The organism is Acidovorax sacchari (assembly GCF_042847045.1).
GTDB classification, from domain to species: Bacteria; Pseudomonadota; Gammaproteobacteria; order Burkholderiales; family Burkholderiaceae_C; genus Paracidovorax; species Paracidovorax sacchari.
The window spans coordinates 3,272,634-3,294,824 of sequence record NZ_AP035783.1; the positions used below are offsets into that span (position 1 = coordinate 3,272,634).

At 66.5% G+C, this 22,191-nt stretch carries 13 protein-coding genes; 7 read left to right on the plus strand and 6 right to left on the minus strand.

Annotated elements, in window-relative coordinates:
• Nucleotides 1-86: 86 nt before the first annotated feature.
• Nucleotides 87-2,603 carry a penicillin-binding protein 1A gene (locus ACGHC0_RS14610; RefSeq protein ID WP_368355646.1) on the minus strand — a complete coding sequence of 839 codons (2,517 nt, stop codon included), beginning with the start codon at nucleotides 2,601-2,603 and terminating at the stop codon, nucleotides 87-89.
• A gap of 378 nt (nucleotides 2,604-2,981) precedes the next feature.
• Nucleotides 2,982-3,914, minus strand: coding sequence for a class I SAM-dependent methyltransferase (locus ACGHC0_RS14615; protein ID WP_368351671.1), 933 nt, complete (start codon nucleotides 3,912-3,914; stop codon nucleotides 2,982-2,984).
• A gap of 293 nt (nucleotides 3,915-4,207) precedes the next feature.
• Here ACGHC0_RS14615 and ACGHC0_RS14620 point away from each other — a divergent pair, with 293 nt between their 5' ends.
• Together ACGHC0_RS14620 and ACGHC0_RS14625 are read left to right on the plus strand one after the other, a co-directional pair.
• A complete protein-coding gene (locus ACGHC0_RS14620; protein WP_415265950.1) occupies nucleotides 4,208-5,065 on the plus strand; it encodes a DUF2167 domain-containing protein in 858 nt (285 codons plus the stop codon).
• Nucleotides 5,066-5,135: 70 nt separating this feature from the next.
• On the plus strand, nucleotides 5,136-5,912 hold the full coding sequence (locus tag ACGHC0_RS14625) for a hypothetical protein (RefSeq protein ID WP_415265951.1): 777 nt from the start codon (nucleotides 5,136-5,138) through the stop codon (nucleotides 5,910-5,912).
• Between the two features lie 75 nt (nucleotides 5,913-5,987).
• Here ACGHC0_RS14625 and ACGHC0_RS14630 read toward each other — a convergent pair whose 3' ends face one another.
• Nucleotides 5,988-6,953 carry a tripartite tricarboxylate transporter substrate binding protein gene (locus ACGHC0_RS14630; RefSeq protein WP_368351674.1) on the minus strand — a complete coding sequence of 322 codons (966 nt, stop codon included), beginning with the start codon at nucleotides 6,951-6,953 and terminating at the stop codon, nucleotides 5,988-5,990.
• A gap of 245 nt (nucleotides 6,954-7,198) precedes the next feature.
• Here ACGHC0_RS14630 and ACGHC0_RS14635 point away from each other — a divergent pair, with 245 nt between their 5' ends.
• Entirely contained in the window at nucleotides 7,199-9,208 is a 2,010-nt protein-coding gene (locus ACGHC0_RS14635; RefSeq protein WP_415265952.1) for an acyltransferase family protein, read from the plus strand.
• A gap of 212 nt (nucleotides 9,209-9,420) precedes the next feature.
• Here ACGHC0_RS14635 and lpdA read toward each other — a convergent pair whose 3' ends face one another.
• From lpdA to aceE, 3 genes are read right to left on the minus strand one after another with little or no spacing between them, the layout of a single operon-like run.
• The gene (gene lpdA, locus ACGHC0_RS14640) at nucleotides 9,421-11,274 is read right to left on the minus strand and encodes a dihydrolipoyl dehydrogenase (RefSeq protein WP_415265953.1); all 1,854 of its coding nucleotides are present in this window, start codon (nucleotides 11,272-11,274) and stop codon (nucleotides 9,421-9,423) included.
• Nucleotides 11,275-11,287: 13 nt separating this feature from the next.
• Nucleotides 11,288-12,985 (minus strand): dihydrolipoyllysine-residue acetyltransferase, encoded by a 1,698-nt coding sequence (aceF, locus tag ACGHC0_RS14645; protein WP_415265954.1) that lies wholly within the window; start codon nucleotides 12,983-12,985, stop codon nucleotides 11,288-11,290.
• Nucleotides 12,986-13,003: 18 nt separating this feature from the next.
• Nucleotides 13,004-15,727: a pyruvate dehydrogenase (acetyl-transferring), homodimeric type gene (gene aceE / locus ACGHC0_RS14650; RefSeq protein WP_368351678.1), complete on the minus strand. Its 2,724-nt coding sequence runs from the start codon at nucleotides 15,725-15,727 to the stop codon at nucleotides 13,004-13,006.
• A 164-nt stretch (nucleotides 15,728-15,891) separates the two neighbouring features.
• On the opposite strand from aceE, the gene ACGHC0_RS14655 reads away from it, so the two are divergent.
• The 4 genes from ACGHC0_RS14655 (at nucleotide 15,892) to ACGHC0_RS14670 (ending at nucleotide 22,150) form a co-directional block, all read left to right on the plus strand.
• Nucleotides 15,892-18,465, plus strand: a complete 2,574-nt coding sequence (locus ACGHC0_RS14655) for a PAS domain S-box protein (protein ID WP_107129667.1) — start codon at nucleotides 15,892-15,894, stop codon at nucleotides 18,463-18,465.
• On the plus strand, nucleotides 18,462-19,088 hold the full coding sequence (locus ACGHC0_RS14660; protein ID WP_011795564.1) for a response regulator transcription factor: 627 nt from the start codon (nucleotides 18,462-18,464) through the stop codon (nucleotides 19,086-19,088). The genes ACGHC0_RS14655 and ACGHC0_RS14660 overlap by 4 nt, the downstream gene beginning before the upstream one ends.
• Before the next feature lie 91 nt (nucleotides 19,089-19,179).
• Complete coding sequence (gene folD, locus ACGHC0_RS14665) at nucleotides 19,180-20,031, plus strand: bifunctional methylenetetrahydrofolate dehydrogenase/methenyltetrahydrofolate cyclohydrolase FolD (RefSeq protein WP_368351680.1); 852 nt, start codon at nucleotides 19,180-19,182, stop codon at nucleotides 20,029-20,031.
• A gap of 79 nt (nucleotides 20,032-20,110) precedes the next feature.
• Nucleotides 20,111-22,150, plus strand: coding sequence for a M3 family metallopeptidase (locus ACGHC0_RS14670; protein WP_415265955.1), 2,040 nt, complete (start codon nucleotides 20,111-20,113; stop codon nucleotides 22,148-22,150).
• The last annotated feature ends 41 nt before the right edge of the window (nucleotides 22,151-22,191 follow it).

Genomic DNA, 22,191 nt, shown 5'->3' on the forward strand with positions numbered 1-22,191 from the left:
ACCGCGCCGGGTCTCGCAGGAAACGTGCCCAGCGGAGCCGAAGGCGCGGATCCGCTCCGCGGAACCGCAGCGCCCGTTGCACGCGCTCAGGGGCGCGATTCGACGAAGAAAGGCTGCTGCGCGCCCCCCGGCACGATGGTGCCGCGCTGGACGGGCGCCACCTCCACGCCGGCGCCTGCGCCACCTCCGGCAGACCCGCTCGCCGCACCGGAGGGAGTCACCGCGGGCGCCGTGCCCGGCACGGTGGATCCCGGCGGATCGGTCGTCACGGGCGGAAGCGCGCGGCTGCCGCCGAAGACGGCCGCGGGCGCCGCGGAATCCCCGCTTTCCGGCGGCAGGTCCACCTCGGCCGGGGGAACATACGGCACGCTGGGCGTCGCATCCTGCAGCGGAGTCAGCGGCGCCTCGGTGATCTCGGGCCGCGTGTCCGCGGGTGCGCTGGCCGGTGCACTGGAAGACGGCACAGGCGCCTTCGCTGTCGGCTCCGTGCCCGCGCCCCCGGCCTGCACGTCGGTGCGCCGCCCGAACAGGTCATAGACGGAGAGCGCCCACTGCCGCACGCCATCCACCGCCTGGCCGACCCAGCTGCTTTCCTCCTGGTCGATGAACTTCTCTCCGGGGTCGATCACGCGCGAGCGCAAGGCCTGCTGGAAAACGTCGCCGACCATCGGGAGCGCGCTGTGCGCCCCCTGCCCCCAGTAGTCGCTGCGCAGCGTCACGCGGCCATCGTTGAAGCCGGCCCAGGCCCCCGCCACCAATTGCGGATGCATGAGCAGGAACCATCCATCCGCCGCATCCTGCGTCGTGCCGGTCTTGCCCGCAACGTCCGCGGTGATGCCGTAGCGCGACCGGATGGCGGCGCCCGTGCCCTTGTCCACCACAGCGCGCAGCGCATTGCGCAGCATCTGCGCCGGGCCCAGCCCCAGCGCGCGCTCCGGGGCCGCCGGGCGGAAGTCCTCGAGCACCTTGCCGTCCTTGTCCTCGATGCGCGTGATGACCGTGGGCGCGATGTAGCGGCCCGCCTCGGCAATGGTCCCGTACGCCGCCACCATCTCCTTGAGCGTCACAGGGCTCGTGCCCAGCGCCAGGGACGGCACGGCATCCAGCGGGGACTCCCGCACGCCCATGGCACGCGCCAGGTCGGCCACGCGTTCCGGCCCGACCTGCTGCATCAGCTGCGCGGTGATCGTGTTCTTGGAATAGGCCAGCCCGTCGGTCAGCGTCATCGGCTCGCCGCTCGGCGCGGCGCCTTCGTCCGTGGGGCGCCATACACGGCCGCCGCCCAGCGGGATCTCCACGGCCTGGTCGATCAGCGTATCGGTGGGCAGCGCCCCCTTGGCGAAGGCCGCCCCATAGACGAAGGGCTTGAAGGTCGAGCCCGGCTGCCGCCGCGCCGCCTGCACGTGGTCGAACGGATCCTGCGCGAAATCGCGGCTGCCCACCCACGCGCGGATCTGGCCGGTGCGGGGATCCATCGCCAGGAAGCCCGCCTGCACGCGGGTCTTTTCCTGGCGCAGCTTGCGCATGAAGTCCGCGTCCGCCAGCAGGGTCTTGAGGGCGTCGTCCTCGGACGTGCCCTTCGCCACGGCAGCGGCATACTGGGGCGATTCCCGCACGAAGGCCTGCACCAGGGGACTCCTGGCGTTCCAGACCCGCGGCCCCCACGCCGCGTCGGCCACCGACTGCAGTTGCCGGCCCTGCCGGGCCACCGCCTGGTTCGCCAGGGTCTGCAGGCGGAAATCGATGGTGGTGCGTATCACCAGGCCGTCGGCATACAGGCTGTATCCGTTGCGGTCGGCCCAGTCGATGAGCTGCTTGCGCAGTTGCTGGGCCAGGTGGGGTGCAGGGCCCGCGGCCTCCAGCTGGCGCTCGAACCGGATGCGCAGGGGCCGCTTCGACAGGGTCTCGAAATCCCTGGACGAGAGCTTGCCGCGCTTTTCCATCTGCGCCAGCACCACGTTGCGCCGCGCCTGGGCGCGCTCCGGATTCAGCACCGGGTTGTAGTAGCTGGTGCCCTTGAGCATGCCGATGAGCGTCGCGCTTTCCAGCACCGTGAGCTTGTCGGCCGACTTGTCGAAATAGGTGCGCGCCGCCATCTCGATGCCGTAGGCGTTGTAGAGGAAAGGCACGGTGTTGAGATAGGTTTCCAGGATCTCGTCCTTGGAATACAGCGCCTCGATCTTCAGCGCCGTGATCGCTTCCTTGAGCTTGCGCGTCAGCGTGGGCGCGCGGCCTACGTCCTCGGGATAGAGGTTGCGGGCGAGCTGCTGCGTGATGGTCGATCCGCCCTGCTTGTCGCCCCCCAGGGTGCGGATCAGGGCCGAGCCCGTGCGCCGCCAGTCCAGGCCGAAATGGTCGTAGAAGCGGTGGTCCTCGGTGGCGATCAGCGCATCCACCACCGACGGAGCGATGTCCTCCAGCGCCACCCATTCCCGGTTCACCCAGCGGTACTCGGCCAGCAGGCGGCCATCGGCCGACACGAGCTGGGCCGGCTGCTCGGTCTTGGCCTTGCGGATGTCGCTGATCGCGGGCGTGAAGGGCCAGAGCAGCAGCGTGTACACCACCAGCGCCGCCGGCACGGCGGCCAGCGCCCACAGCAGCATCCGGGCCGGCCGCCGGGCAAGGAACCAGCGCAGCGAGTCGCCAACGCGGCGGGCCAGCGAGGAGAACGGCCCGCTGGACAGCCAGGAGCGCAGGGAAGCGAGCAGGGAAGCAATCACACGGTCAGGAGGTAAATACCCATTGGCGCAGCGGGCGGGCGTTGGGCCGGCCTGGCGCGGCATCGCGGCAGGCGGACCCGGCGAAAAAGGCATGCACGGCAACGCTGCCGATGCACATTCCGCGGGCGCGATGGTACCGGGTCCGCGGAAGCGGTCCCGGCATCCTGCGGATGGGAGTCTTTCCCGCCGGGCTGGTTCCCCTCGAGCCGGCCAGGCACTTCCCCTGCACGGCGCATGGGACGGCGGTCCGGCCGGCCGGGATCAATCCAGCGCGAACACCATCACCTTGAGCGACCGCTCGGCATCCACGTCCGCGAACACCGCCGGATTCGCGACCCGCTCCACCCAGCGCAGTTCCGGCGCCTGCTCGCCCATCTGGCCGAGGAGGAAATCCGTGCCCAGCTCGGGCGCGTTCAGGCACAGCAGTGCATGCCCTCCGGGCGCGAGCAGGCCGGGCAGGCGCCGCATGAGCCGCGCGTAGTCCTTCGTCGCCACGAAGCTGCCCTTCTGGTAGCTCGGCGGGTCGGCGATGACCAGGTCATAGGGCCCGCCGCGGCCGATCTTGCCCCAACTGGAGAACACGTCGTGCGCCAGGAAGCTCGCGCCCTGCTCCAGCCCGTTGAGCCGGTGGTTCTGCTGCCCGATGGAGATCGCGCCCTGCCCCATGTCCACATTGACCACCTGCGCCGCCCCGCCCTGCAAGGCCGCGACGGAGAACGCGCAGGTGTAGGCGAAAAGATTCAGCACCCGCGGCCCGCGCCCGCCGGCGGCACGCCGCGCCGCCATGTGTTCGCGCACCCAGCGCCGGCCCTCGGCCATGTCGAGGAACAGGCCATGGTTCTGGCCCCGCAGCACATGCATCCGGTAGCGCGCACCCTGCTCCGTCACCACATGCGGCTCCGGCACCTCGCCGGCCATCAGGCGCGTCCCGGTCTTTCCCGGGTACCTGCACTGGAACACCCAGCACAGCGGCTCCCCGGGAGCGATCTCCGCCCAGCGGGCCTGCAGCGCCGCGCCGATGGCGGCCAGGGCGTCCTCTTCCACCGGCAGGAAGCTCGTGAGCACGAAGGCGGGCGGATACGCATCCAGCGACCAGTGCTCGCAACCCGGATACAGGCCGCCCCGGCCGTGGAAGATGCGCCGTGCATCCGGACAGGTTGCCATCTCGGCGATGGCATGCAGCAGGGCTTGCATGGAAGATGGGGACCGTCGCTTTCCGCACGTTGAAAGCGCGGCGCGTTCCGGACCAGAAGTGGCTGGGGCGTCGATTGTGCCTTGGCGGGCCGCTACCATTTTCATATCGCTGCAGCGCGGCATCCGGCAAGCGCTCCTGCTGCCGCTGCGGACGGGTGCGATACACAACGCTGCAGTGGGCCGCAGCCATACCGGATACAGTGCTGGCGGCGCGGGCCGGCCACGGCCCGTTCCACGGGGCGGCTCCGAGGAGTCGCCCGCCTCCAAAACCAATGCATAACAGGGGAAGAGCAATGAAAAAGCAGTTGGCCGCGGCCATCGTAGGTATCGGCCTGTCCATCGGCGCCTGGGCGCAAGGCACGGAATCGGACCGGCAGGCACAGATCGAGGCAAAAGTGAAAGCGCTTCACTGGATCGACCAGGGGCAAGGGGAGATCGGCAGCCAGGCCACGATCCGGATTCCAGGCGGCTACCGCTTCCTGGGCGAAAAGGACACGGCCAAGCTGCTGGAACTCTACGGGAACCCGCCTGCGCCCGACCACTACCTGATCGCGCCCGGCACGCTGAAATGGTTCGCCGTGTTTTCCTTCGACGACACGGGATACGTCAAGGACGACGAGAAGATCGATGCCGCGGAACTGCTGTCCTCCATGAAGGCATCGGATGTACAGAGCAACAAGCAGCGCAAGAAGCTGGGGATGGAAGCGCTCTACACGGAGGGCTGGCAGGTCGAGCCGCATTACGACACGCAGAGCAAGCGGCTGGAATGGGGCCTGCGCCTGCGCGACGAAAGCGGCCACAAAGCCATCAACTACACCTCGCGCATTCTCGGGCGCACGGGGGTGATGAGCGCCGTCCTGGTGTCCGATCCCGATGCCCTCGCCCAGGACACCGAGGAATTCAAGCAAGTGCTCACCGGCTTCAAGTACAACAGCGGCCAGTCCTATGCCGAATTCAGGAACGGCGACAAGATCGCACAGATCGGGCTGGGCGCCCTGGTACTGGGAGGCGCCGCCGCGGTCGCCACGAAAAAGGGGCTCTGGGCCGTGATCGGCGGCTTCATCGCCGGGTTCTGGAAGCTGCTGCTGGCCGGGGCAGCCGGCCTGCTGGCGGGCATCGGCAAGCTCTTCGGCCGCAAGAAGGACGCCTGACGCCGCAAGGGGCGGCCCTGCGCCCCGTCGCCCGCCCATCCATCGCAGCACCGATGTCCGACAATCTGCCGTGTTCCCGCTGATCAGTCCCGAGGCGCAGGTCATGCTGGCCATCTGCGCGTTCTATGCGTATGACGCCTGCATTCCCCTGGCCGAGGACGCCGGACTGGTGCGCCGCCCAGGCCGCACGCGCTGGCACGGCATGCTGGCCACCCAGGGCTTCGAAGTCCGCTGGGCCTACCTCGCATGGCCTGCGCTGCTGTCGCCGCACCAGCCCGTGTACCTGCTGCGCTGGCAACCGGACCAGGTCCGGTTGCCGGGCGATGCCGCCGCGGTTCGGCGCCTCCGGGCGCATGCGGACAGCTTTCGCCATTTCGCGCTGCCGCTCTACGGGCTGGGTGCATCCCTGTTCCTGCTGCTGCCGGCAGCGCTGTTCGTGTGGCCAGGTGAAGCCATGCAACTGGCTGCTGCAGGGATGATTTACTTCTTCTCCGCGTGGACTGCAGCACGGGCATGGTGGCATGGCGCCAAGGGACACTCGCCACGCTCGGTGGCCCGCTCGGTGGCCGTCCAGGCCCTGGCGTGCCCCCCTTTTGCGCTGAACTCCGTACGCAAGCTCGCGGCCGCCCACGCTCCCGGCATGGATCTGCTGCAGGCTGCGCACCAGTTGCTGGACCCACCCGGATGGCATGCGCTTGCGCAGCAGGCCCAGGCCGTCATCGAGGCAGACATCGAAGCTGCAGAGGCGCAAGGGCCTGCGGTCACGACAGGGTTGCAGCGGCTCTGCGGCGCATTGCGCCAGCTGCAGGCCCACATGCCGAAGGTACCTGGCACCGAGACTCCATGACAGGGCCGCCGGGCGGCGTTCACCGTGCAGTGCAGATTCCGGGGAGGCAGCCGGCCCCGCTCCCGCAAGGCGCCGTCAGTCCACCGAGGCGCCGGACTGCTTCACCGCCTTGCCCCACTCCACGATCTCGCTGGCGACGAACTGGTCCATCGCCTCGGGCGTCGTCGGGGCGGGCTCGGAGCCGCGGTCGCGGATGAACTTCTGCATGTCCGGGCTGTTCAGGATGTCCACCACTTCGCGGTTCAGGCGCTCCACGACGGGCCGGGGCGTGCCCTTGGGCGCCATCAGCCCGAGCCAGCCCACGGCCTCGAAGCCCTTGAACTCCGGCAGGCCGCTCTCGGCGATCGTGGGCACCTGGGGCAGTTGGCTGGAGCGCGTGGCGGAGGTCACGCCCAGCGGCACGGCCTTGCCCGCCTGGATGTTCGCCAGGCCCGCCGTGACCGAATCCACCATCAGCGGCACCTGTCCACCCAGGAAGTCGGACTGCGCAGGACCGCTGCCCTTGTACGGGATGTGTTCGATCTCGATGTGGGCACGCGCCTTCACCATCTCGCCGCTCAGGTGCTGCGTGCCGCCGATGCCCGCGCTCGCATAGCTCAGCTTGCCGGGCTCCGCACGCGCGCGGGCCACCAGGTCCTGCATGCTGCGGATGCCTGACGCCGGGTTGGCCAGGAACACCAGCGGCACCTTGGCCACCAGGCTGATGCCCTGCAGGTCCTTGCGCGGGTCGAAATTCACCTTGCGGTAGAGCGTCTGGTTCACCGCCATGGCACTGCCCGCCATCACCAGCGTGTAGCCATCGGGCCTGGAACGCACCACCTGCTCAGTACCGATATTGCTGCCGGCCCCTGCCTTGTTGTCCACCACCAGCGGCTGCCCCAGGCGGGTGCCCAGCCTTTCCGCCAGGGCCCGCGCGAAGATGTCGGTGGCCTGGCCCGGGGGAAAGGGGACGACCAGGGTGATGGGCCTCTCGGGCCAGGCGGCCGAGGCGGCACCGCACAGGGCCAGAAGCAAGGCGGGAAAGCAATGGCGAGTGCGCATGGGTGGTTGTCTCCAGGGAAGCGATATGCACAAGCATCATAGGCGGCGCCTGCTGCGGCCGGCGGCTTGAGCGGCGTTGCCACCCATTTTTTGAAGATCCGTCCCTCTTTTTCCATGACTTCCCTCGATGGCATCCGTCTTCCTGGATATCCGCACCGATCCTTCTCTCTCGTTTGCCATAATACGCGCGTCATCACCTACATGCTGCACGGAAAGCGTCCAGATCTCCGCAGGATTACCGCCAGATGGAATACAGGAAGGAGATAGACGGATTAAGGGCATTGGCGGTTCTGCCTGTCATTTTTTTCCATGCGGGGTTTACCACGTTCAGTGGCGGATTTGTAGGCGTGGATATTTTCTTCGTCATCAGCGGCTACTTGATAACCGCCATCATCGTGGAAGAGATGGACCAGGGTACGTTCTCTGTGTCCAGTTTCTACGAACGCAGGATCCGAAGAATCCTGCCGGCCCTCTTCTTCATGATGCTGTGCACGCTTCCATTCGCGTGGCTTTGGATGCTGCCGCACGAATTGAAAATTTTCTCAGAGAGCCTGGCAGCTGTCCCTCTTTTTGTTTCCAATGTTCTTTTCTACCCGACAAGTGGTTACTTTGGCACAGCCTCCAGACTCAATCCTTTACTGCATACGTGGAGCCTGGCCGTTGAAGAACAGTTCTATATCCTTTTTCCTGCGTTCCTGATGCTGGCCTGGAAGCTGGGAAAGAAATGGATCATATTCCTGCTTCTTCTGGCTGCAGTTGCGAGCATGCTTTTTGCCCAATGGGGAGTGGCAACACATCCGTCTTTCACATTCTACCTGCTGCCGACGCGTGTTTTTGAAATACTCATTGGCGCACTGATATCACTGCACGCCAACCACAAAAAATTCGTCGCGCCAGCCAGCCATCCGGCAAGTGAATGGGCCGGCCTGGTCGGACTGGCACTGGTGCTTTATTCAATATTCGCATTCCATAAAAACACCCCATCCCCCAGCCTTTACTCGCTCATTCCGACAGCAGGCGCCGGCCTCATCCTGGCCTTCTCGAACCACCAGACCCTTGCCGGAAAACTACTGGGCTGCAGATTTTTGGTGGGAATCGGATTGATCAGCTACAGCGCATACTTGTGGCATCAGCCATTGTTTTCATTTGCGAGGTTGAGGAGCATGAACGAGCCGGGCATGCTGCTTTTTGGGATGCTGGCGCTCCTCTCCATCCTGCTTGGGTTTATCAGCTGGAAATACATCGAAACGCCATTCCGGACCCGGCAACCCGGGAACCGCAGAAAAACATTCATTCACGCTGCCATCGGAAGTTCGTTCTTCGTGGCCATTGGGGCTTTCGGATACTTCGCAGACGGTTTTCCGCAGAGGTTGCCCGCCAGCTCATCTCCATTTCTCTTTGCCATCGACGACAGGAATCCCAGGCAATCCGAATGCCATTTCGGAGCGGCGACATTTCCGCGACCTGCGGATTCATGCATGCTGGGAGACCCCAGAAATCTCCAAGGCGCACTGCTTGGAGATTCGCATGCTGACGCCATTTCTTTTGAGCTGGAGAAGGAATTGAAGTCGAGGAATCTCGGATTCCTCAGCCTTACCTACAGTGGATGCCCCCCGGTGGAAGGCATCTACAGAGCAGACACTTCTTTGGCGAACAGATGCTTCGAATACAACCAGCAGACGTTCAAATTTCTAATCGACAATAAAAACATCCACTACGTCATTCTATCAGCCAGATGGACCCAATACCTGGAAAGAAATGAATACGACAATGGCGAAGGGGGCATAGAGAATGGAGAGCATGGTTTCATCGACGTCGTTACCAATGGCGACAAAAAAATCCATGATGAGCCGGAAAGAAAAACACTGATAAAGCAGCGCTACCGCGCATCCATCGAAAAATTATTGCAGTCCGAGAAAAAAGTCATCATCATTTACCCGATCCCGGAGGTCGGATGGGATGTTCCAGTTACGCAGCTCAAGAAACTGTTGTTCACCGACAAAGAAGCCGAACCGCTCACCACAGCTTATGCCTCTTTCAAGGCCAGGAATGAATCGACCATAGCGACACTCGATTCCATCCCGGAAAGGGAAAACCTTATCCGCGTGAGGCCGGACAAGATATTTTGCGACACTTTCATTCCGGGCAGGTGCGTCACTCAAATTGGAAACCAGGTGCTCTATTACGACGACGATCACCTGTCCAGTAAAGGCGCCCGATTGGTGATCGAGGAGGCCATGAAATTCGTCAAGTGAGCGATGCATTGCTTCCCGGCGGCTCCCCGGCACGACGGTTTTGACGAGGAGACGATGCGCGCGGCCCACGCCCATCGCTCTGTCGCAGCAGACTGATCCACCTGATGCCCGGGCAGGTGGCAGCAGGGTGGCCAGTGGACAAATGGAAAAGGCGGCCGGAGCCGCCCTGCTTTCCCGAATGGGTCGCGGTATCTACCGCGACGCTCCAAGCTTCACTTCTTCTGCGGCGGAACATCCGTGCAGGAGCCGTGCGCGATCTCCGCCGCCATGCCGATGCTCTCGCCCAGCGTCGGGTGCGGGTGGATGGTCTTGCCGATGTCCACGGCATCCGCGCCCATCTCGATCGCCAGGGCGATCTCGCCGATCATGTCGCCCGCGTGGGTGCCCACGATGCCTCCGCCCAGGATCCTGCCGTGGCCATGGGCCTCGGGCGAATCGTCGAACAGCAGCTTCGTATAGCCCTCGTCGCGGCCGTTGGCGATGGCGCGGCCGGAGGCCGTCCAGGGGAACAGGCCCTTCTTCACCTTGATGCCCTGGGCCTTGGCCTGGTCCTCGGTCAGGCCCACCCAGGCCACCTCGGGGTCGGTGTAGGCCACGCTCGGGATCACGCGGGCGTTGAACGCAGCCGAAGCCAGCGCCTTGTCGCCCGTGAGCTCGCCGGCGATGACTTCGGCCGCCACGTGCGCTTCGTGCACCGCCTTGTGCGCCAGCATGGGCTGGCCCACGATGTCGCCGATGGCGAAGATGTGCGGCACGTTGGTGCGCATCTGCACGTCCACGTCGATGAAGCCGCGGTCGGTCACGGCCACGCCGGCCTTCTCGGCGCCGATCTTCTTGCCGTTGGGCGTGCGGCCCACGGCCTGCAGCACCAGGTCATAGACCTGCGGCTCGGGCGCCTTGCCGCCCTCTTCCGCGGCGGCGAACGTGACCTTGATGCCTTCGGGCGTGGCCTCGGCCCCCACCGTCTTGGTCTTGAGCATGATGTTGTCGAAGCGGTGGGCATTCATCTTCTGCCACACCTTGACCAGGTCGCGGTCGGCGCCCTGCATCAGGCCGTCCATCATCTCGACCACGTCCAGGCGGGCGCCCAGCGTGGAATAGACGGTGCCCATTTCCAGGCCGATGATGCCGCCGCCCAGGATCAGCATGCGCTTGGGCACTTCCTTCAGCTCCAGTGCGCCGGTCGAATCGACCACGCGCGGGTCCTGGGGCATGAACGGCAGGTGCACGGCCTGGGAGCCGGCGGCGATGATCGCGCGCTTGAACGCCACCACCTTCTTGCTGCCCGTCTTCTCCTGGCCCTTGGCGCCGGTGGTCTCTTCCACCTCGAGGTGGTTGGCGCCCACGAACTGGCCCACGCCGCGCACGGTGGTCACCTTGCGCATCTTGGCCATGGCGGCCAGGCCGCCGGTCAGCTTGCCGATGACCTTTTCCTTGTGGCCGCGCAGGGTGTCGATGTCCACCTTCGGCGCACCGAACTCGATGCCCGCTGCCTTGAGGTGGCTCACCTCGTCGATCACCGCCGCCACGTGCAGCAGCGCCTTGGACGGGATGCAGCCCACGTTCAGGCAGACGCCGCCCAGGGTGGAATAGCGCTCCACGATGACGACCTTCAGGCCCAGGTCGGCCGCACGGAAGGCCGCGCTGTAGCCGCCGGGGCCACCACCCAGAACGAGCACGTCGCACTCGATGTCGGCATTGCCGCCGAAGCTCGCCGCGGCCGGAGCCGGCGCAGCTGCGGCCCTGGGGGCCGGGGCGGAAGCCTGGGCAGGCGCTGCAGCCGCCGCAGGTGCGGATGCGGGCGCCGGTGCCGGAGCGGCCGCCGCATCGGCGGCCTCCAGCGTCAGCACCACCGAGCCCTCGGCGACCTTGTCGCCGACCTTCACCTTCACCTCCTTGACGACGCCGGCATGGCTCGACGGGATTTCCATCGATGCCTTGTCGGATTCGACGGTGATGAGGCTCTGTTCCACCTTGATGGTGTCGCCGGCTTTCACCAGCACTTCGATCACGCCCACTTCGGAAAAATCACCGATGTCGGGCACCTTGATGTCGATCACTGCCATGTCGGGTTTCCTTTCACAGCAGGATGCGGCGGTAGTCCGCCAGCACCTGGCCCAGGTAGGCATTGAAGCGCGCGGCGGACGCGCCGTCGATCACGCGGTGGTCGTAGGAGAGCGACAGCGGCAGCACCAGGCGCGGCACGAACTGCTTGCCGTCCCACACCGGCTTCATCTGGCCCTTCGAGAGGCCCAGGATGGCCACTTCTGGCGCGTTGATGATGGGCGTGAAGTGCGTGCCGCCGATGCCGCCGAGCGACGAGATCGAGAAGCAGCCGCCCTGCATGTCGGCCGCGCCGAGCTTGCCGTCGCGGGCCTTCTTGGCGAGTTCGCCCATTTCCTGGCTGATCTGAAGGATGCCCTTCTTGTCGGCATCCTTCAGCACGGGCACCACGAGGCCGTTGGGCGTGTCCGCCGCGAAGCCGATGTGGAAGTACTGCTTGTAGACGAGCGTGTCGCCGTCCAGGCTGGTGTTGAACTCGGGGAACTTCTTGAGCGCGGCCACCACGGCCTTGATCACGAAGGCCAGCATCGTCACCTTCACGCCGGACTTCTCGTTCTCCTTGTTGGTGGAGACGCGGAAGGCTTCCAGCTCGGTGATGTCGGCCTCGTCGTTGTTGGTGACGTGGGGAATCATCACCCAGTTGCGGTGCAGGTTGGCGCCGCTGATCTTCTTGATGCGCGAGAGATCCTTGCGCTCCACGCCGCCGAACTTGGTGAAGTCCACCTTCGGCCAGGGCAGCAGGTCCATGCCCACGCCGGAGCCGCCGCCGGCGGGTGCCTTGGCGGCCTGGGCCCTGGTCTGCACGCCGCCCGCCATCACCTGCCTGGTGAAGGCCTGGACGTCTTCCTGCGTGATGCGGCCCTTGGGCCCGGAGCCCTTGACCTCTTCCAGCGGCACGCCCAGTTCGCGGGCGAACTTGCGCACCGAGGGCGAGGCATGCGGCAGGCCGATGGGCGCGGCGCCTGGAGCATGCGGCGCGGGTGCCGGAGCAGCAGCGGCCGTGGCACCTGCCTGCGGAGCGGCCTCCTCGGCCGGCAGCTGGCGGGGAGCGCGCGTGTCGGGTTCGGACTGGGCTGCCGGGCGATCCACGGGGGCTGCGGCGGGTGCCGCCGACGGTGCCCCGACCGCGCCTTCCAGCACGGCCACGAGGTCACCCACGTTCACCTTGTCGCCGATCTTGATCTTCAGCTCCTTCACCACGCCGGCGGCGGGCGAGGGAATCTCCATCGAAGCCTTGTCGGATTCGACGGTGAAGAGCGACTGCTCCTCCTTGACGGTATCGCCGACCTTCACGAGCAGTTCGATCACGGCCACGTCCTTGAAGTCGCCGATGTCCGGCACCTTCACGTCGATCGGGCCGGCGGCAGCCGGCGCGGGTGCAGGCGCAGCAGGTGCCGGCGCGGATGCGGCGGCCGGTGCGGGAGCAGGCGCTTCCGCCTTCGCGGCGGGTGCCGCGGCGGGCTGCGCGCCCTCGCCTTCGGCCTCGACCACGACGATCACCGAGCCTTCGCTCACCTGGTCGCCGATCTTGACCTTGACCTCCTTCACCACGCCGGCGTGGCTGGAAGGGATCTCCATGGAAGCCTTGTCGGACTCCACGGTGATGAGCGACTGCTCGGCCTTCACTGTGTCGCCGGGCTTCACCAGCAGTTCGATCACGCCGACGGCGTCGAAATCCCCGATGTCCGGGACCTTGATGTCAATCAGTGCCATATTCGTGTCTCCGTGGGGTCAGGCGTGCAGCGGGTTGACCTTGTCGGCCTGGATGCCGTACTTCTGGATGGCCTCGGCCACCTTGGCGGCGGGCAGCTTGCCGTCCTCGGCCAGGGCCTTGAGCGCGGCCACGACGATGTAGTGGCGGTCCACCTCGAAGTGCTCGCGCAGCTTGCGGCGGAAGTCGCTGCGGCCGAAGCCGTCGGTGCCCAGCACCTTGTACGTCCGGCCCTTGGGCACGAACGGACGGATCTGCTCGGCGTACGCCTTCATGTAGTCGGTGGAAGCGATCACCGGGCCTTCGGTCTTGCCGAGCTGCTCCTCCACGAACGACGTGCGCGGCGTTTCCGTGGGGTGCAGCAGGTTCCAGCGCTCCGCCTCCTGGCCGTCGCGCGTCAGCTCGTTGAAGCTCGGGCAGCTCCACACGGATGCGGCCACGCCCCAGTCCTTCTCCAGCAGTTCCTGGGCGACGAACGACTCGCGCAGGATCGTGCCGCTGCCCAGCAGCTGCACGGCCGGCGCGCCCTTCTTGAGGGCCGGTGCCTGCCTGCAGAGGTACATGCCCTTGATGATCTGCTCTTCCGTGCCGGGCTGCAGGCCGGGCATGGCGTAGTTCTCGTTGAGCAGCGTCAGGTAGTAGAAGACGTTCTCCTGGCGCTCGACCATGCGCTTCAGGCCGTCGTGCATGATGACGGCGACCTCGTGCGCGAAGGTCGGGTCGTAGCTGATGCAGTTCGGGATGGTGTTGGCCAGGATGTGGCTGTGGCCGTCCTCGTGCTGCAGGCCTTCGCCGTTCAGCGTGGTGCGGCCCGACGTGCCGCCCAGCAGGAAGCCGCGCGCCTGCATGTCGCCCGCCGCCCAGGCCAGGTCGCCGATGCGCTGGAAGCCGAACATCGAGTAGTACACGTAGAACGGGATCATGATCCGGTTGTTCGTGCTGTACGACGTGGCCGCGGCGATCCAGCTGGACATGCCGCCGGCCTCGTTGATGCCTTCCTGCAGGATCTGGCCGGCCTTGTCCTCGCGGTAGTACATCACCTGGTCCTTGTCCACCGGGGTGTACTGCTGGCCGTGCGGGTTGTAGATGCCGATCTGGCGGAACAGGCCTTCCATGCCGAAGGTGCGGGCCTCGTCCACCAGGATGGGCACCACGCGCGGGCCGATGGCCTGGTCGCGCAGCAGCTGCGTGAGGAAACGCACGTAGGCCTGCGTGGTGGAGATCTCGCGACCCTCGGGCGTGGGATCGAGCACGGCCTTGAAGGTCTCCAGCGACGGCACGGTGAAGCTCTCGTCGGCCTTCGTGCGGCGGTGGGGCAGGTAGCCGCCGAGGGCCTTGCGGCGCTCGTGCAGGTACTTCATTTCCGGGGTGTCGTCGGCCGGCTTGTAGAACGGCAGGTCGGCGATCTGGCTGTCGGGAATCGGAATGTTGAAGCGGTCGCGGAAGGCCTTGATGTCCTCGTCGCCGAGCTTCTTGGTCTGGTGGACGGTGTTCTTTCCCTCGCCGATCTTGCCCATGCCGAAGCCCTTGACGGTCTTCACCAGCAGCACCGTGGGCTGGCCCTTGTGCTCGTTGGCCGCCTTGAATGCCGCATAGACCTTCTGCGCGTCGTGGCCCCCGCGGCGCAGGTTCCAGATCTCGTCGTCGCTCATGTGCTCGACCATCTTCAGCGTGCGCGGATCGCGGCCGAAGAAGTTCTTGCGCACGTAGGCGCCGTCATTGGCCTTGAACGACTGGTAGTCCCCGTCGTTGCACTCCATCATGATCTTGCGCAGCGCGCCGTCCTTGTCGCGGGCCAGCAGGTCGTCCCAGCCCTTGCCCCACAGCAGCTTGATCACGTTCCAGCCGGAGCCGCGGAATTCGCCTTCCAGCTCCTGGATGATCTTGCCGTTGCCGCGCACCGGGCCGTCCAGGCGCTGCAGGTTGCAGTTGATGACGAAGATCAGGTTGTCGAGGTTCTCGCGGGCGGCCAGGCCGATGGCGCCCAGGGATTCCACCTCGTCCATCTCGCCGTCGCCGCAGAACACCCAGACCTTGCGGTTCTCGGTATTGGCGATGCCGCGGGCCTGCAGGTACTTCAGGAAGCGGGCCTGGTAGATGGCCATCAGCGGGCCGAGGCCCATCGAGACCGTGGGGAACTGCCAGAACTCGGGCATCAGCTTGGGGTGCGGATAGCTGGACAGGCCCTTGCCGTCCACTTCCTGGCGGAAGTTCAGCAGCTGTTCCTCGGTCAGGCGGCCTTCCAGGTAGGCGCGTGCGTAGATGCCGGGCGACACGTGGCCCTGGATGTACAGCAGGTCGCCGCCGTGGTTCTCGCTCTCGGCGTGCCAGAAATGGTTGAAGCCCGCTCCGAACATGTTGGCCAGCGAGGCGAAGGAGCCGATGTGGCCGCCCAGGTCGCCGCCTTCGGGCGGGTGGTGGCGGTTGGCCTTGACCACCATCGCCATGGCGTTCCAGCGCATGTAGGCGCGCAGGCGGGCTTCCATCTCGAGGTTGCCGGGGCAGCGCGCCTCCTGGCTGGGCTCGATCGTGTTCACGTAGCCCGTGTTGGCGGAGAACGGCATGTCGATGCTGCTCTGGCGCGCGTGCTCGAGCAATTGCTCGAGCAGGAAGTGGGCCCGCTCAGCGCCTTCGCGGTCGATCACGGCAGACAGTGCGTCCATCCACTCGCGGGTTTCCTGTTGGTCTGTGTCGGGGGTGGACGTAGCGGTTTTTCCGGCCTGAGGGTCGGTCTGAGCAGTCATGCCTGTCTCCTTGATAAGTCGCTGGCGTTGGGGGTAAATCCGGCGAAGTTTCGCATACTTTCGCGACATTTCGAATGGCGCGCACCAACACCACAATGTGAAAAAATGCTGCACCTGCACATACCCTGATCGGGCGATCCCGGACGCTCCCCTACACTCGCGGCATGGACCGCCCTTCTCCCGCGCCCCCCGCCCCGGCAGAGCCTTTCGTGGTCACCGCGCCGGCCCGCTGGTGGCGCACCTGGTGGCGCAGCCTGTCACCCACGCGCCAGGACCGCCTCGCGGCCCTCGCGCCCCTGGCCGCCGTGCTCATGTTCCTCGCCGCGATCGTGGCGGCCTTCTGGTACCTGCGCGCCGAAGAAGGCGAGCGCGAGCAGGAAGCCCTGCGCCGCGACGTCGAATACGCGCAGCAGCGCGTGCGCCTGCGCCTGCTGGAACGCCAGGAACAGATCATGCGCATCGCGCGCGACCTCTCCAACCAGGATTTGGAGCGCACGGATTTCGTCGCCCGGGCGGAAGGCCTGATCAGCCAGTACCCCGAGCTGCAGGCCATCACCTGGATCGACGACCGCCGCCGCATCCGCGCCAGCCATGCGGCGCCCACGCTGCCCAGCAGCCAGTTGCGCGTCGCAGGCGAGGTGCTGCGCAACGGCGACACGGCCGACACCTTCGGCATCGCGCGCGATCTGCAGCAGCCCGTGTACGCGCAGCCGCTGGCCGACCCGGGCAGGGGTGAGGCCGCCCCCCTGCTGCAGTTGCAGGTGCCCCTGGTGGCGCAGGGCAAGTTCACGGGCGTGGTGCTGGCCGAATACTCCGTGGACAGCCTGCTGCGCTACGGCACGCCCACCGAAGTGCTCGCGCGCTACGCGGTCACGATGCTCGACGGCCGCGACCAGTTGCTGGCCGGAACGCCGCTGCCGCAACGCGGGCGCGCCTCGCCCTGGCAGCCCTGGGCCACCCGTGCCAACCAATATGAGGTGTTCGTGTCCCCGGTGGGCAATGGCCTCGTGCTGCGCGCCCAGGCCTACCGCACCTCCCTGGGGGTGGTGGGCAGCGGGCTCTTCTGGCTCGTTGGCACGCTCAGCGCCATGACGGCCTGGATGCTGATCGCCAACTGGCGCCACACCCGCCGCCGCCTGCGCACGCAGGAGGCGCTGGTGGCCGAAACCAACTTCCGCCGCGCCATGGAAAACTCCATGGTCACGGGCATGCGCGCGCTCGACATGAACGGCCGCATGACCTACGTGAACGCCGCCTTCTGCCAGATGACCGGCTGGAACGCGGAGGAGCTGATCGGCCAGTCCCCGCCCTACACCTACTGGCCGGAAGCCGACCACGAAGTGCTGCATTCGAAGCTGCGCGACGAGCTCAGCGGCAAGCAGACGGTCGGCGGCTTCCAGGTGCGCGTGAAGCGCAAGAACGGCACGCTGTTCGACGCGCGGCTGTATGTGTCACCGCTCATCGACGCGCACGGGCAGCAGACCGGCTGGATGACCTCGATGACCGACATCACCGAGCCCAACCGCGTGCGCGAACAGCTCACGGCGTCCCATGAGCGCTTCACCATCGTGCTGGAATCGCTGGACGCTTCCGTCTCCGTCGCGCCCCTGGGCAGCGAGGAGTTGCTCTTCGCGAACAAGCTGTACCGCCAGTGGTTCGGCTCGCAGACTGGCGGGCACCTGCAGCTCGTCGCCCAGGCGGGCGTCCTGCCGGCCGGCAGCTCCAGCGCGGGCAGCATGGACGACGAGGATGCCCTCATGGGCCTGCCCACCGACACGCTCACCGACGCGCGCTCGGAGAACGCCGAGATCTACCTGCCCGACCTCGGCAAATGGCTGGAAGTGCGTTCCCGCTACCTGAACTGGGTGGACGGCCGCCTGGCACAGATGGTGATCGCCACCGACATCACCCCGCGCCGCCAGGCCGAGGAGCAGGCCGCGCGCCAGGCCGAGCGCGCACAGTCCGTGAGCCGGCTGATCACCATGGGCGAGATGGCCTCCAGCGTGGCGCACGAATTGAACCAGCCGCTCACGGCCATCAGCAACTATTGCAGCGGCATGGTCTCGCGCATCAAGAGCCAGCAGATCACGGAAGACGCCCTGCTCTCCGCGCTGGAGAAGACCGCGCACCAGGCGCAGCGCGCGGGCCAGATCATCCAGCGCATCCGCGCCTTCGTGAAGAAGAGCGAGCCCAACCGCACCCTCGCCGACGTGCAGCACATGGTCAGCGAAGCGGTCGAGCTCGCGGACATCGAGCTGCGCCGGCACAACGTGCGCCTCACCCACTACGTGGCCGCGCGCCTGCCGCCCGTGATGGCCGACACCATCCTGATCGAGCAGGTGCTCATCAACCTCATGAAGAACGGCGCGGAATCCATCCAGCAGGCAGGGCGCCCTCCGGCCCGCCGCAGCGTGGAACTGCGCGTGGTGCCACGCCCGCTGGACAGCCAGGACGGCATCGAATTCGCGGTGCAGGACACCGGCAAGGGCCTGGCCCCGGAAGTGCTGGAGCACCTCTTCGAGGCCTTCTTCTCCACCAAGCAGGAAGGCATGGGCATCGGCCTGAACCTGTGCCGCAGCATCGTGGAATCGCACCAGGGCCGGATGCAGGCGGAGAACATCTACAATGGCCCGGAGGTTACCGGCTGCCGATTCTCCTTCTGGCTTCCCCTGGCCCAGCCTACGGATGACACTACGAATTCTGTAGCAAAAGCATCTATCCCAAGGACTCCCGCATGAGTTTGACTCCCAAAAAAGGTACCGTCTATGTCGTGGATGACGACGAGGCCGTGCGCGACTCGCTGCAATGGCTGCTGGAGGGCAAGGACTACCGCGTCCGCTGCTTCGACTCCGCCGAATCCTTCCTGTCGCGCTACGACCCGCGCGAGGTGGCCTGCCTGATCGTGGACATCCGCATGGGCGGCATGACCGGGCTCGAACTCCAGGACCGCCTGCTCGAACGCAAGTCCCCCCTGCCCATCGTCTTCATCACCGGCCACGGCGACGTGCCCATGGCCGTCAACACGATGAAGAAGGGCGCGCTGGATTTCATCCAGAAGCCGTTCAACGAGGACGAACTCGTCAGCCTCGTGGACCGCATGCTCGACCGGGCCCGCGAGTCCTTCGCCGGCCACCAGCAGGCCGCCAGCCGCGACGCCCTGCTCTCCAAGCTCACCGGGCGCGAGGCGCAGGTGCTCGAGCGCATCGTCGCCGGCCGCCTCAACAAGCAGATCGCCGACGACCTGGGCATCAGCATCAAGACCGTGGAAGCGCACCGCGCCAACATCATGGAAAAGCTGAACGCCAACACCGTGGCCGACCTGCTCAAGATCGCCCTGGGCCAGAACGCCCCGAAGTCCTGACCGCCTCTCGCAACGGCCGCCCCTGCCAGCCGGCGACCCACCGGGGCCGGCGGCCTTTTTCGCATCGAACGCACTGAAGTCCCCTTCCGCCATGACCGCCCAACTGATCGACGGCAACGCCCTTTCCCGACAACTCCGTGCCGACGTGGCCCGCCGCGCCGCGCTGCTCAAGGAACGCGGCACCACGCCGGGCCTGGCCGTCGTGCTGGTCGGAGACAACCCTGCCAGCCAGGTGTACGTGCGCAACAAGGTCAAGGCCTGCGAGGAGAGCGGCCTGCACTCGGTGCTGGAGAAGTACGACGCCGCGATGACCGAGGCCGAACTGCTGGCCCGCGTGGACGCGCTGAACAACGACCCGTCCATCCATGGCATCCTGGTGCAGCTGCCCCTGCCGGCCCACATCGACGCCCAGAAGGTCATCGAGGCCATCTCTCCCGCCAAGGACGTGGACGGCTTCCACATCGCCAGCGCCGGTGCCCTGATGACCGGCATGCCCGGCTTCTGGCCCTGCACGCCCTATGGCTGCATGAAGATGCTGGAGCACATCGGCTACGACCTGCGCGGCAAGCACGCCGTGGTGATCGGCCGCAGCAACATCGTGGGCAAGCCCATGGCGCTGATGCTGCTGGCCAAGGACGCCACCGTCACCGTGTGCCACTCCCGCACCGCCGACCTCAAGGCCCAGACGCTGCAGGCCGACGTGATCGTCGCCGCCGTGGGCCGCCGCAACGTGCTGACCGCCGACATGGTCAAGCCCGGCGCCGTCGTCATCGATGTGGGCATGAACCGCAACGACGAAGGCAAGCTCTGCGGCGACGTGGACTTCGAAGGCGTGCGCGAGGTCGCGGGTCACATCACCCCCGTTCCCGGCGGGGTCGGCCCCATGACCATTACGATGCTGCTCGTGAACACCCTCGAAGCGGCCGAGCGCGCAGCCGGCTGACCGGCGCCATCGAGCCAGGCTATCGAAGAGATTGCGCAAGCCGCTTGAACCCATCGTCCCCGCCGCCATCTGAACGCGCATGAGCAACCCACTCCTCGACTTCCAAGACCTCCCGCTGTTCGACCGTATCGCGCCCGCCGACGTGGCGCCCGCGATGGACGCCCTGCTCTCGCGCGCGAACACCGCGCTGGACACCGTCACGGCCCCGGACTTCCCCGCCACCTGGGAGGCCATCTCGCGCGTGCTGGACGTGGCGATCGAGGAGCTGGGCCGGGCGTGGGGAGACGTCAGCCATTTGAACAGCGTTGCCGATACACCCGAACTGCGCGCGGCATACAACGAGGTCCTGCCGCGTGTGACGGAGTTCTGGACGCGCCTGGGGGCCGACGAGCGCCTCTACGCGAAGTACAAGGCCATCGACCCGGCCACGCTCAATCCGGAACAGCGCCAGGCCTGGAAGAACGCCATACGCAATTTCGTGCTCTCCGGCGCCGAGCTGCAGGGCGAGGCCAAGGAGCGCTTCGCCCAGATCCAGGAGCGGCAGGCCGAACTGTCGCAGAAGTTCAGCGAGAACGCCCTCGACGCCACCGACGCCTTCGCCTACTACGCCCGCGAGGATGAACTTGCCGGGCTGCCCGAGGACGTACGGCAGGCCGCTCTCGCGGCTGCCCAGGCGGACGGCAGGGAAGGCTACAAGCTCACCCTCAAGATGCCCTGCTACCTGCCCGTGATGCAGTTCGCCGAGAGCAGCGCATTGCGCGAAACGCTGTACCGTGCCTATGTCACCCGGGCATCGGACCAGGCCGAGGGCGATGCCCGCCGCTTCGACAACTCTGCACTCATCCGCGAAATCCTCGCCCTGCGCCAGGAAGAGGCCCGGCTGCTGGGCTACGCGAATTTCGGCGAGGTGTCGGTCGTCGCCAAGATGGCGGACTCGCCCCGGGAAGTCATCGACTTCCTGCGCGACCTCGCCCGGCGCGCGAGACCCTACGCGGAAAAGGATGTCGCCGACCTGCGCGATTTCGCAGCGAAGCAACTGGGCATCGCCGACCCGCAGTCCTGGGACTGGCCCTACATTTCCGAGAAACTCAAGGAAGCGCGCTACGCCTTCAGCGAGCAGGAGGTAAAGCAGTACTTCACCGCGCCGAAGGTGCTGGCCGGCCTCTTCAAGATCGTCGAGACGCTCTTCGACGTGGCCATCCGGCGCGACACCGCCCCGGTCTGGAATCCCGCCGTGGAGTTCTACCGCATCGAGCGCGGCACCGAACTCGTCGGCCAGTTCTATCTGGACCAGCCGGCCCGCACCGGCAAGCGCGGCGGCGCCTGGATGGACGGGGTGCGCACGCGCTGGCTGCGCCCGGACACCGGCCGGCTGCAGACGCCTGTCGCCCACCTGGTCTGCAACTTCGCCGCGGGCGTGGACGGCAAGCCGCCGCTGCTCACGCACGATGACGTGATCACCCTCTTCCACGAGTTCGGCCATGGCCTCCACCACATGCTCACGCAGGTGAACGAGCGCGACGTTTCCGGCATCAGCGGTGTCGAGTGGGACGCGGTGGAACTGCCCAGCCAGTTCATGGAGAACTTCTGCTGGGAGTGGGACGTGCTGCGGCACATGACCGCCCACGTGGACACCGGCGCCCCGCTGCCCCGCGCGCTTTTCGACAAGATGCTGGCCGCCAAGAACTTCCAGAGCGGCATGGCCACGCTGCGTCAGATCGAGTTCGCGCTGTTCGACATGCTGCTGCACACCGAGCACGATCCCTCGCAGGATTTCATGCCCCTGCTCGACAAGGTGCGCGAGGAAGTCGCCGTGCTGCAGCCGCCGGCCTTCAGCCGCAGCGCGCACACCTTCAGCCACATCTTCGCGGGCGGCTACGCGGCCGGCTACTACAGCTACAAGTGGGCGGAAGTGCTGAGCGCCGACGCCTATGCCGCTTTCGAGGAAACGGCCGGAGCCGACGGCCTGCCGAGCACGGAAACCGGTACACGCTACCGCCAGGCCATCCTGGAAGTCGGCGGCAGCCGCCCGGCCATGGAGTCCTTCAAGGCCTTCCGGGGCCGGGCACCGTCCCTGGACGCCCTGCTGCGCCACCAGGGCATGGCCCAGACCGCCTGACGCCCTAGCGCTTGCCCCCTACGCCAGAAACGTCCCACGCC